Source organism: Paenibacillus illinoisensis NBRC 15959, assembly GCF_004000925.1.
In the GTDB taxonomy this organism is placed as follows: domain Bacteria; phylum Bacillota; class Bacilli; order Paenibacillales; family Paenibacillaceae; genus Paenibacillus; species Paenibacillus illinoisensis.
In genome coordinates this window covers 364,311-376,873 of the sequence record NZ_BIME01000001.1, presented here as the reverse complement: position 1 = coordinate 376,873, position 12,563 = coordinate 364,311, and the positions used below count along the sequence as shown (strand labels likewise).

Genomic DNA, 12,563 nt, shown 5'->3' with positions numbered 1-12,563 from the left:
GAGTCAACAGAAGATACCCAAAGTAAATAACCTACACTATTTCATCAGCATGCCTGCTCCTATAATAAATTTTGAAGGAGGAGACAGCTCATGCGTTCCAACTACAAACAATTTATCAGAAACATTCCGCTTCATCTTATGATTCTGCCAGGTTTGATCATCATTATTGTATTCGGTTACATTCCAATGGCAGGTCTCTCGATCGCCTTTCAGAATTTCTCTCCGATTGCCGGATTTAAGAACATGAACTGGGTAGGCTTGGATAACTTCCGATACCTGTTCGATCTTCCGGGGTTTGGCCAGGTTGTGTGGAATACGGTATTCATTTCTGTCATGAAAATTATATCCGGCCTTGTGATTCCGGTACTCGTCGCCCTACTGCTCAACGAAGTACGCAAAACCGGATTTAAACGAACGATACAAACGGTAATATATATGCCTCACTTTTTTTCGTGGGTAATTCTGGCCGGCATTATCGTGGATGTGTTATCCCCGAGCAGTGGGATTGTAAATATGCTGCTCAAGGCACTCGGGATGGAGCCCATTCAATTTCTGGCCAGCAACGATTGGTTTCCGTACATACTTGTCATTACTGATCAATGGAAAGAGTTCGGTTTTGGCACCATCATTTATTTGGCAGCACTGACCAGCATTGATAAGTCTCTCTATGAAGCCGCGGTCATGGACGGGGCAGGGCGATGGAAGCAGACCTGGCATATTACGCTGCCCGGAATTCGTCCGATTGTCATTCTAATGGTTACTCTGAGTCTTGGAAACGTACTTAATGGCGGGTTCGATCAGGTGTTTAATCTGTACAACCCGCTCGTCTATGAATCCGGTGATATCCTGGATACGATGATCTATCGAATCGGTTTACAGGATGCCCAATATTCAGTTTCTACGGCACTTGGCCTCATTAAGTCGGTGGTTTCATTCATCTTTATCGGACTTGGTTATTTCCTGGCCTATCGGTTCGCCAATTATCGCATATTTTAGAAAGGAGGCAGAATCATGCACCATGCATCGAGAGCCTATCGCTGGTTTTTAGGTTTTAACTACGTTATCCTGACGATTCTTGCCTTGCTCTGCCTGTTTCCGATCGTGAATATATTGGCGATATCCTTCAGTTCGAGTGATGCAGTCAAAGCAGGGAATGTTACGTTCTGGCCCGTGGATTTCACGTTATCTTCCTATAAGTACATTTTGGAAAATCAACAGTTCCTTAACTCGTTTGGCACGAGTCTGCTTCGTGTGGTGTTGGGAGTTGCCACGAATCTGATCTTTACAATTCTCGTGGCTTTTCCTCTTTCCAAAGAAGCTTCAAGGTTTCGTTCCAGAACATTCTATGCCTGGATATTTGTTTTCACGATGCTGTTCAGTGGAGGGCTGATTCCAGGTTATCTGGTCGTCAAGGAAGCAGGTCTCCTGGATTCGATCTGGGCACTGATATTACCGGGGGCGGTACCCATCTTCAATGTACTGCTGATGCTGAACTTCTTCAGAGGATTGCCCAAAGAATTGGAAGAAGCCTCATGGATGGATGGGGCAGGGCATTTCCGTACACTATGGAGCATCTATCTGCCCATTTCCCTGCCAAGCATCGCAACCATCACGCTGTTCGCCATGGTCGGACACTGGAATGCCTGGTTTGATGGCATGATCTATATGAAAAGCCCGGAGCATTATCCGCTCGCTACGTATCTGCAATCCATGCTGCAGCAGGTGACGATGATCCAGAGTGAAATGATGACGCTGGAGGATGCAACGCTGTTAAGCCAGGTGTCCGATCGAACGACCCAGGCGTCCCAGATTTTTTTATCCGTGATTCCCATTCTGCTCGTCTATCCATTTCTGCAGCGGTATTTCGTTCATGGGCTTGTTGTCGGCAGTGTAAAGGGATAAGATCGGTAGGAGGAAAACCGAGTAGAGGAGCCGATTTCCGGCTCCTTTTTTGCTGCTTGAGGAGAGGAGTGGAAGGGGCAATGAGATTATTGGGAGGGAGCTGGAAGACCAACTCCATTGTGGTTAAACTGATGATTGCTTTTGTATTGGTTATTCTCCCGTTGTATGGAAGCAGCATTGTAATTACACATACTAGCTCGAAGCAAATGCATACCGAAGTGGAAAATGCGCATGATTCCAAGCTGCACTTCTACCACAATCATCTGCAATTCGAATTGGAACGAATGAGCAGTCTCGTCAATGAATTTTCGTTCGATGAACCGATGTCCACACTTAGCACGAGAGCGCCCATTATGAGCCGGTATGAGATTACTTCCAGTCTGAACGACATACATAAGAAGCTCGGTCAGATCATGGTGACAAGCCCATATATCAGTGATGTCGTGTACTATGTACCGGCCCTACAAAAGCGTGTAAGTGCAGTGGATGGCATCCGCAGCGTTGAGGACGACGAGTGGAAAGATCTGCTTGCAACGATGGGGAATCTGAATGGGGAGTTATCGACTTCGGCAGATGATCTCTATTTCCTGAAGAGCAATCCGTACAATATGAATCACGAGGAGCCGCCCAATTTTATATTGGGAATACGCTTATCTGCGGATGAGCTGAAGAAAAGGCTGCAGCAGCTGTCGGAAACGGGCGGCAGTGATATCACGCTGAGCTTTGGTGACAAGCACGAAGTCGTCATTTCCTCCTCAGAGCAGGCTGTCTCTAAAAGACTATTACAGATGCTTCCAACGGAATCGCAGGATGCGCTGCAGGTAACGAGATACCACTCCGATCATCATTTGTATTACTCTCTCTATGATTCGGATCATTCATTCACATTAACCTCCAGCATTCCTGAAGAAGTGCTTCAGGCGCCACTGGAACGATATAAGCTGTGGTTATGGATGTTAACCGTGATGTCGGTGGTCATTATTATCATCTTCTCATTATCTGTTTATAAATCGATCCACAAGCCGTTATCTGCACTTGTCAAAGGATTCAGACTGGTGGAGCAAGGGCAGCCAGACATCCGTATTCCGCATTCAAGACGGGATGAATTCGGATATTTATACTCTCGTTTCAACCATATGATAGAGCGCTTACATCTTTTGATTGAAGAAAATTATGTTGCCAGAATACGAACGAGTGAAGCAGAGCTCAAACATCTTCAATCCCAGATTCAGCCTCACTTTCTATACAACAGTCTGTTCAGTATTAAACAGATGGCGGAGGTGGAGAACGTTGAATTAATTCAGGAGTTTACCGATTATCTGGGTCAGTACTTCAGGTATATGTCCCGTGACTCTCGGACAGAAGTCTCTCTCGGTGAAGAAGTAGACCATGCGATGGTCTATGCTGCGATTCAGAAGATCCGATTCGGGTCAAGAGTACAATTGCTCATTGAGGATATGAACCCTGTGTACAGATCGATTGCGATTCCGAGAGTCATTGTTCAGCCAATCGTGGAGAATGTCTTCGAACATGCACTTGCCAAACGAAGTCAGGGAGGTATCCTTAAACTCTCTTATCAGGCCGCAGAGGGCAGGCTGTCCATTCGGATTGAAGATGATGGTGATCAGTTAACGGATGAGATGTTAGCTGAACTTGATCAGTCCTTTGGGGAGCCTGCGCAGCGACAGGAAGATGAAGAAATTACGGGGCTTATCAATGTAAACCAAAGGCTGAGAATCAAGTTTGGTGCAGATTACGGTCTCGCTGCAAGACGTAGTGAATTGGGTGGTTTATGCATTGTCGTGAATGTTCCATGGAAAGGGGAGCTGCCTCATGCAGCGGATGCTGATCGTTGATGACGAACCGGTGATTTTGGACGGACTATATGCCTTCTTCCAGAAGGCGAATTTTCAGGACATGGAGATTATTAAGGCCCAATCTGCCTTCGAAGCAATCGAGTGGTTGAATTCGGTAAAGGTGGATGTTGTGCTTAGCGATATCTGTATGCCTGGAATGGACGGCATGGAGCTCATTGAGAAAATCATGGACCGATGGCCCAGATGCAAAGTATTGCTGCTGACAGGCCATAATGAATTCGATTATGCACATCAGGCGATACGTAATCCCTGTGTGGTGGATTATCTCCTCAAGACGGAGGGCATGAATCATATACGTACGGCAGTAGAACGCGCTTTGGCTCAAATTTCGGAAGAAAATGATTTCAGGTACCAGAATGCCTGGTTTCGCAGCAAGCTGCCCAGAGCCCTGCCCCAGCTGCAGCGTCAGTTAATGCTCGATCTTATGAAGCGAACGGAAAGGCATGATATCGCCTCGCTTCAGGAGGAACTGGATGCCGTGCAGCTTCCCTTTCATTCTGGGGAACCCGTTCTTCCGGTCATTATAAGGGTGGAGGATTGGAACAACTATCAGACGCAGGCCGATCGGAGCTTAATCAGGTATGCTGTGGCCAATGTGGCAGAGGAGCTGCTGCAGGACAAGTCGACAGTCAAGGCGATTGATCTGGATTATCAGGTCATTGCTTGTTTGATCCAGCCAGCTGCGGAAAGTACAGCGTATCGTGGGAATGCACAGGAACAGTGGGAGCAAACGCTTCGCTTTGTCTATGGAACGCTCGAGTCTGTGCAGCAATCTTGTGCAGATTGCCTTAACCTCTCTGTATCGATCATGGTGAGTGAACAGGCTGTAGCTTGGATAGATCTGAATCAGGCCATCGCGCAGTTGCGATTATCCATTCATGAAGGACCTGGACTCGGGATGGAAAAGCTGCTTCGTGTCAACGTGCAGCCGGATATGAACTTGCTACCAAACCCACTGAGCCAGCAGGCGGTTGCGTCGCTGCATCTGGATCAGGTCAAGCAGCATGTCGCAGCAGGGGACAGAGAATGGATGAATTCTTTTCAGAAATGGACTGAGAGTTCGAAGGAGGGGCTTCAAGATCCGTTCTTTCGAATGAAGGTATATACCGAAGCAGGGAATATCTTGATTGAACTGCTTCATGAATTGGGTTTATACGAATCTGCGAAGGAAGAGATGGGTCTCTCCCGCATGCTGCATTTTGATATCCATACACCGTGGCCCGAACTCGTTATCTTCTATCAGTCTGCCTTTGAATGGATGATATCGAAGCGGAGCGATACCCGGCTGAATGATCAGTCTCAAATCTTGATCTCAATCCATCAATACATCAAGCATCACCTGGAGGATGATCTCTCTCTTACCCGTATTGCACAGGAAGTCTCTCTCAATCCTTCGTACTTGTCTCGTTGGTATAAACGAATCACGGGCAAAGGCATCTCGGAATATATTCATGATCGCCGCATTGAACGAAGCAAGGAACTGCTGCTCGGTTCTTCGTGTAAAATGCATGAGATTTCCGCCAAGGTCGGCTTCAGTGACCAGCATTACTTTTATCGTTTTTTCAAAAAAGCAATCGGCTGCACGCCTCAGGAGTACAGGGATCAAAAAAGTTAAAATACGTGTCAAATGGTAAATCAAAGATACCAGATGTAAACGAGATCCACTCGTGCTGATAGCGCTTTCTTTATACAATGAACACATACCTCACGGGAGGAACAAAAAGGGGGATTCATCATATGAATATGTCATTCAAAAGGCTTTCATTGTTATCGCTTAGCATGATCCTGGCAGGGACTCTTGCAGCCTGTTCATCAGGTGCTGGTAATGCAGAGAGCGAAACCAAGCCCAGTACCCAGCAGGATGCGGGAGGACCACTCACCAAGTATGACCCGCCAATTAAATTAACCTCGACGATGAACGAAACGGGTAAGGAATCACTTGCTCAAGGGGATACACACGCGAACAATATTTGGACCCGCGGTTACAAGGACGAGCTCGGCATTGAAGTTACGTATGACTGGATTGTGCCGGATGCCAATTACAACGATAAAATGAATGTGACCCTTGCAAGCGGAGATTTGCCTGACGTATTGAAAGTAAGTGCGGTGCAGTTCGAGCAATTACATGAAGCGGGCATGCTTGAGGACTTAACGGAAGTATATGATAAATACGCATCGGATCTGGTCAAGGAATTTATGTCTGCAGAAGACGGAGCAGGATTGAAACCGGTGACCAAAGATGGCAAGATTTACGCGATGGTGAGTTTTCCCGGTTCACTTGATTCATCGGACATGATTTGGATCAGACAGGACTGGCTGAAAAAGGTAGGGCTTGAAGCGCCAAAATCGATGCAGGATGTCATCCAAATTGCGGAAGCGTTCACGTTCGAAGATCCGGATGGCAATGGTAAAGATGATACGTACGGGATCGCGCTGAACAAGGATTTGCCAATCAATGCGTTCCTGCTGGGGTATCATGGGTATCTCGAAACCTGGATCAAGGATGCATCGGGTCAGGTTGTGAATGGTACTATCCAGCCTGAAGTGAAGGAAGGCTTGAGAGAACTGCAGAACCTGTATCAAAAAGGCGTGCTGGATCCCGAATTTGGGGTGAAAGATTTTGCGAAAATGATGGAAGACGTGAACGCAGGGAAGTCTGGGATGTTCTTTTTGCCGCAATGGGCACCGTTCCAAGTTAGCAGCATGATTAAGAAAGATCAGAACGTAGACTGGATGCCGTATCCGGTACAATCCATTGATGATCAGCCAGCCAAAACGCAAAATCACCTTAGCCTGGGCGGCATTTTCGCTGTCCGCAAAGGGTATGAGCATCCGGAAGCACTCATTAAATTGCTGAATTTCCAGGCAGAGAAGATGTTCGGAGAATCTGCCGAGAAGGAACGCGCAGATTATTTGAATGGTTTAACCGGGCTTGGTTTTCATAATGCAACGGTGTCCAATCTGCCTGCCAACAAAAACGTAAAGGCCCAGGATGAAGTGGAACAGGCCCTGAAAACGGGAGACATATCTGGGCTTGGGCTTGAAGCGAAACTGTTCTATGATGATATTATGGATTACCGTAACGGCAATCTGGATAAATGGCATATGGAACGCATCTTTGGACCGGAGAGCTCACAAGGCGTGATTAAGTACTACCGTGACAATGACCTTATCGTGATGAATGAATTTATTTATGCACCAACCAGAACCATGAATACGAAGCAGGCTACACTGGATAAGCTTAGAGCGGAGACATTTTTGAAGATTATCTATGGCAACCTGTCGATTGATGAATTTGATAACTTTGTGGCCAACTGGAAAAAACTTGGCGGAGATCAGATTACACAGGAAGTCAATGAAGTCATTAATGCCAATAAATAAACAAGAGGTGCCACAGTACAATTGAATTTGTATTGTGGCACTTTTGGTGCTTGATTATTCGTTGAAACATATTAGGACAATAGTGTGCTCCATGTGGTTAAAGCTTCATTTCTCATTTGCGTTTCAACAATATAACCCCGGAGATCGCCGATGTGTTTTTACGATATACGACTTTAAAGCCGATGTCATGATCCAGCAAACAGTTTAGAGCATTGATTAACAGAGCACCAGGTACCAGGGAGAATGTGCATGGTGATGTATTTCCAATCACACGAACACTTCTGATTCTTCGAGCAGATCCCGGTACAAGCGGGTTTCTGGACCAATAGATTAACACGAGATCAGGTTGGCGTAGTGCTTTTGTACAAGTTCGACAAGTCATCGTATCATCTCTTTTCTATTAATAATAGGTTCTCTATATTAAATGAAAAGTAGTGATAGGATGTGCTGGACGAACTACTCCATGCGATATAAACAGGCTTATACCAAGTAAGAAAGCTTGAAAGTGAAGCCGGTTTAATAGAGAAAAGAGGAAAGGACCTCTATCGCGAGATCCTTTCTCTTACGGGAACAATGATTACGAAGGAAGCTTAGTCGGAATGACTACAATTCAGTCAGTCAACTTACTTTTTGGTTCCGTGCTGTTTGGTTGGCAGCTTATCGCTGGGTGTTCCTTTACCATTGTTCTTGTTGTGACGGGCCTTTTCGGCGTTCTCATTTACCTTTTGTACAAATTCATGGGTGCTTTCCATGGACGATACAGCTCCTTTATAATCAAAATGTGTACCCGGATCTTAATATAACCACCCGAAGTCCGTTATATGAAACTGGACAAGGGCAGGGCCGATGTCTAAACTAAAAACATACAAAAGGATACATAATAAGAAGGAGCGCGGGTCCAAACATGTTGCAGAAATTCGGTTTTACGCAATACGAAAGTCAGGTGTACGAGGCGATCTTCGCTCAACAGGAACCACTCGATGCATCATCCATCGTCAATCACTCCAATGTGCCCAAAGCCAAAATTTACGAAGTATTAAACCGGCTTATCGATAAAGGAATTGTATTGACCACCATGCATGGCAAGAAAAAATTGTATACAGCCGTGGATCTCCAGTCCGTTATTTTGAAGATCAAAGCGGATTTTGAGAAGGATATCGAGGAATTGAACGCTTATAAAATCAAACGAACGTTTACGGATGAGCATATTTGGACACTGAAGGATGAAACATCGATTGGTTCCAATATTGAGCAGCTTATGGCAGAGGCCGATACATCCATTCTGTTTCTGGCCTGGAATGAGAAGATGGAGAACTACCGTACGCTCTTGGAACAAAAAGAACAGCAAGGAGTGCATGTTGAGGTATTGTCGGTGGGAGGATTAGAGACATCCTTAACGAACAAGTACGCTTTAATTCCCATGCTGGACAAGCTGGAACCATTGCAGCTGCTGATTGTAGACCATGCCTATCTGCTGTTCGCAGGCATTGAAAATGATTCCTGGAAAGCGATTAAGACCATGTCCAAGCCGATTGTCAAAGCGATGACGGATTATTTTTATCATGATATTGCCCTCACTCAAATCACCAAAAAATATGGAGATCAACTGCTGCAAGACGAAGAAATATCCAAGCTGCTGGCCCGGTTGATTTATTAGAAAGCTATTCTTTTATGGAATAGTTTTTTTTATTGAATTTTTACTCTTATTAGGTTACTATCGTAGTTGTAACTTTTGAGGAGGATTCATGAAATGAATAAAAAAGTGTATTTGCTTGCGATTGCGGCTTTTGTGGTTGGAACCGTGGAACTTATTTTGGGCGGTATTCTCGATCTGATTGCTGCAGATCTTCATTTGACTCTGGCGAAAGCCGGTTATTTAATATCCATCTTTTCATTGGTATATGCCATATCTGCACCGATTCTGTTAAACGTAACGGCCAGATTTGAACGTAAAAAGGTATACATGTATACCCTGCTGATCTTCCTGGTCAGCAATCTCATTTCCGCTTTCAGTGCCAACTTTTATATGCTGATGGCAGGCAGGGCACTCGGGGCTGCGACAGGCTCGCTCATTTTTGTATTGTCCCTGACACTTGCTGCTCGCATTGTGGAGCCGCAGTACAAAGGACGTGCGGTTGGGATCATTACGATGGGTGGGAGTGCATCACTCATTCTCGGAGTGCCGCTCGGAATATTCGTGGGTAATCTGGCTGGATGGCGTGAAGTCTTTATTTTTATTGCCATATTGACTGCAATTGTCATGGTAGCCATTGGTCTTGTCATGCAGCGGGTTCAGCCGGTGCCTGTCGTCTCTTTGAAGCGTCAGTTTGCTGCACTGTGGAATCCGAGGATGCTGGCGATTCATGCGACAACTTTATTGGTTCTGGCGGGTCATTTGACGTTATATGCATATTTCACACCATTTCTCCAGGAAACGATCGGCGCAAGTTCGACTATGGTTACCTTTATCTATATGATGTTTGGCATCGCGGCTGTTGCCGGTGGGGGACTTGGGGGCGTATTATCGGACCGCCTGCATCCGGCAAAAGCCATCGTCATTGTGTTAATTCCTTTTATTGTGAGCATGGCTGTAATCCCATTCAGTGTTGAACTGCCTTTAATTGCATTCCTCATCCTGCTGAGCATCTGGAGTGCCTTGAGCTGGACGGTTACGCCAGTGCAGAATAGTCTGATTATCAAAACATCTCCAGAAGCAGCGGAATCACTGATCAGCACCAATTCGGGAATTGCCCACGCAGGGATTGCCCTCGGCACGTATGTTGGCGGGATGGTGATAGATCATTCCACCATTCTGTATAACGGCTGGGTAGGTTCGATTCTAATTCTTCTGGGCTTGGCCTCGGCCATATATGCGATTAGTCGCAAGGAACAATCGGTTCAGGCCACTGCATAAGAATGATACGAAAAGAGTACACCAGTCTATTGCATCAAAGTAGACGGTGTGCTCTTTTTGTAATTCGTAAACCTGAAATAACGAAGAATGAGTGTCGTGTTAATGATTTGTTTTTATAGCAGCCGTTTTTAATCACTTTCAAGATATTGTATAGTGGTTACATTGACGTTCGAAATTTGGAGGCTGGAACGCTTATGAAAATAGCAAACGCTAATTTGATGAAAGAGATTAATATAAACAACGTGCGCCAAGTCATGAAACAGGTGGAGACAGCGACCAAGCCACAACTTGCGTCCTTGACCAAATTGAGTGTAGTTACGGTGAATTCACTGGTTAAGGAATTGTGCGAGCTTGGGGAACTGTACGAGGATGAGACAATTCCCTCCAACGGGGGGAGGCCCGCGCTAACTTACCGTTACAATTATGATTTCAGCCTGGCCTTGGTGATCTATATGAATGACAAGCAAGGACAGGATGTCATTACGGCAACCGTCGTCAATTTGGAGAATACCATTTTGCTGAAAGAAGAACATACACTGCCTGAATTTGACCAAACACAATTTCTCGGAATCATTGAACCTATTCTCACTCAGCATCCTTCTATTAAAGGCATTGGTATCGGGATTCCCGGGCAAACGGTGAACGGAGAGATCACGGTAAGCAGTCATCAGCAGCTGAAGGGTTTCCGAATGGCTGAAGAGATTGAAGCAAGATTTGGACTTCCAGTCATGGTGGAAAATGACGTAAATGCTGCAGTTAGTGGTTATTGTTCTCAGCAGGAACTGGATGAGGGAAACAGTGTGATCGGAATTTACTTCCCGACCCATTATCCTCCGGGCATGGGCATTTGCCTTAATGGAAAAGTCGTTAAAGGCAAGAACGGTATGGCTGGGGAAATTAAATTTCTTCCCTTGGAAATGGACTGGTACAGTCCAATGGAGCCAGAGGTGTTTGCTGAAACGGTATATCAAATCATTCATACTGTAAATGCGATCCTCGCACCGGACAGGGTCGTTGTTTATCAAAATCAAGTAGAAGCAGAGGCGTTTATTCGGGGCTGGGAATCGTATCGGGCGGAGCAGCTCATGCCTGTTTTCCCGGAAGTGATTTTAAATGAATCATTTCAGGAGCATTTTGAAGTGGGCATGCGGTGGTTAACCTTAAAAGAGCTTGAGCCTAACATCATTCAGATTACGTGAATCGTTTGTCCCGTGTACTTACTGAAAAGGAATGGATTAATGATGCGGATGCAGATTCAATAATTATTCAAATTTGAACCATTTTTGCTTCCAAGCCATGCGTTATACTGAATGTGGAGAACGTTACATAATTCACAAACCAGGATTGGAAAGGTGAGATGGAATCTGATGAAGACAGTGATCGGCCGATTCAAAATTGCAGGGATATGCGAAGGCGTTTCCTTGCTCTTGCTTGTTCTTATTGCCATGCCTTTGAAATATTTTGCGGATATATCTTCTCCGGTGGCCATTATGGGCATGATTCACGGGATACTATTCCCTCTGTATCTTATTGCACTGGTACATTTGGCTGTTGTAAACAGGTGGAAGGCGGCACGCTGGTTCATGGGTGTCGTAGCTGGTTTGCTGCCATTTGGAACCTTTGTTTTTGAATCTTATTTGAAGAAGAGAGATTGGAATTAAACGTTAAACACATGATGAAAAAGGCGATCAGCCTACTGTAAAGCACAGTAGCAGAAGAGACGCCTTTTTTTGTTATCTGTGATTGTGGCAAATTAAATACCTTGACTTTTACGGTCACTTAGGCAGGTACTTGACAGGGGTATGGTATAGTATAAAAAGTTTGGATTCATAGAATGTAGATATAAGCGGGAGGTTTAATCGTGTACCAATACAAGGATCAGGAATATGAAGCTGTGCATTTTGACGGGCACGACTTGAGATACGGAGAGCTGATGCGCTGTGTTTTCAAGCAGTGTACCTTTATGAATGCTTCCATGGAAGAGATCGAGACGAGCAATTGCCGGTTTATCGAATGCGACTTTAGAGGAGCGAGCATGAACGGTTCGTTTCATACCGAATCTGCTTTTGAGAACTGTACATTTAGCGGAGCTAACCTGTTTGTCTCCAAATTTACGTCCTGTAAAATGACCGGTTCTGATTTCTCAGGAGCACAGATGGACGGTGTTACCCTTATTCAGGGAGACTGGTCCTATACGAATTTGAGACACACGAAGCTGGGCAAACAGGATCTGCGGGGCATTCGCTTCTACGAAACGGACTTCTCCGATACGGATCTTGGTAAGGCAGATCTAAGAGACTGTGACATGAGCAGAGCAACGCTAAGCAGAGCCAAACTCATGGGAGCAGATCTGCGCGGAGCAAACCTGGAAGGAATCGATTTGAAATCCCTGGATGTCAAGGGCGCACGCATAGACAGGGAACAGGCCGTCTTGTTCATGCGTTCATATGGCGCAAAGGTTGATTGACACCAAATGAAATGGACACAAA

11 protein-coding genes are annotated in these 12,563 nt (G+C 45.4%); 10 read left to right on the top strand and 1 reads right to left on the bottom strand.

Features of this window, described 5'->3' with window-relative positions:
• Positions 1-90: 90 nt before the first annotated feature.
• From PIL01S_RS01565 to PIL01S_RS01545, 5 genes are all read left to right on the top strand, one after another.
• Positions 91-996, top strand: a complete 906-nt coding sequence (locus PIL01S_RS01565) for an ABC transporter permease (RefSeq protein ID WP_127535963.1) — start codon at positions 91-93, stop codon at positions 994-996.
• Positions 997-1,011: 15 nt separating this feature from the next.
• On the top strand, positions 1,012-1,902 hold the full coding sequence (locus PIL01S_RS01560; RefSeq protein WP_127535962.1) for a carbohydrate ABC transporter permease: 891 nt from the start codon (positions 1,012-1,014) through the stop codon (positions 1,900-1,902).
• 80 nt (positions 1,903-1,982) lie between these two features.
• Positions 1,983-3,758, top strand: coding sequence for a sensor histidine kinase (locus PIL01S_RS01555; protein WP_127535961.1), 1,776 nt, complete (start codon positions 1,983-1,985; stop codon positions 3,756-3,758).
• A complete protein-coding gene (locus tag PIL01S_RS01550; protein WP_127535960.1) occupies positions 3,736-5,394 on the top strand; it encodes a response regulator in 1,659 nt (552 codons plus the stop codon). Before PIL01S_RS01555 ends, PIL01S_RS01550 begins: the two co-directional genes overlap by 23 nt.
• 122 nt (positions 5,395-5,516) lie before the next feature.
• Positions 5,517-7,160, top strand: a complete 1,644-nt coding sequence (locus PIL01S_RS01545; RefSeq protein WP_127535959.1) for an extracellular solute-binding protein — start codon at positions 5,517-5,519, stop codon at positions 7,158-7,160.
• A gap of 623 nt (positions 7,161-7,783) precedes the next feature.
• Here the strand turns inward: PIL01S_RS01545 and PIL01S_RS01535 are convergent.
• Positions 7,784-7,912, bottom strand: a complete 129-nt coding sequence (locus PIL01S_RS01535) for a DUF4023 family protein (RefSeq protein WP_095358309.1) — start codon at positions 7,910-7,912, stop codon at positions 7,784-7,786.
• Positions 7,913-8,064: 152 nt separating this feature from the next.
• Between PIL01S_RS01535 and PIL01S_RS01530 the strand changes: the two genes are divergently transcribed.
• The 5 genes from PIL01S_RS01530 to PIL01S_RS01510 all read left to right on the top strand — a co-directional run bounded on the left by PIL01S_RS01530 (position 8,065) and on the right by PIL01S_RS01510 (position 12,541).
• The gene (locus tag PIL01S_RS01530) at positions 8,065-8,817 is read left to right on the top strand and encodes a TrmB family transcriptional regulator (protein WP_127535957.1); all 753 of its coding nucleotides are present in this window, start codon (positions 8,065-8,067) and stop codon (positions 8,815-8,817) included.
• Between the two features lie 93 nt (positions 8,818-8,910).
• Positions 8,911-10,074, top strand: a complete 1,164-nt coding sequence (locus tag PIL01S_RS01525; protein WP_127535956.1) for an MFS transporter — start codon at positions 8,911-8,913, stop codon at positions 10,072-10,074.
• A gap of 194 nt (positions 10,075-10,268) precedes the next feature.
• On the top strand, positions 10,269-11,273 hold the full coding sequence (locus tag PIL01S_RS01520; RefSeq protein ID WP_127535955.1) for an ROK family protein: 1,005 nt from the start codon (positions 10,269-10,271) through the stop codon (positions 11,271-11,273).
• A gap of 168 nt (positions 11,274-11,441) precedes the next feature.
• Entirely contained in the window at positions 11,442-11,735 is a 294-nt protein-coding gene (locus tag PIL01S_RS01515; protein ID WP_127535954.1) for a DUF3817 domain-containing protein, read from the top strand.
• Positions 11,736-11,935: 200 nt separating this feature from the next.
• A complete protein-coding gene (locus tag PIL01S_RS01510) occupies positions 11,936-12,541 on the top strand; it encodes a pentapeptide repeat-containing protein (RefSeq protein WP_127535953.1) in 606 nt (201 codons plus the stop codon).
• Positions 12,542-12,563: the final 22 nt, after the last annotated feature.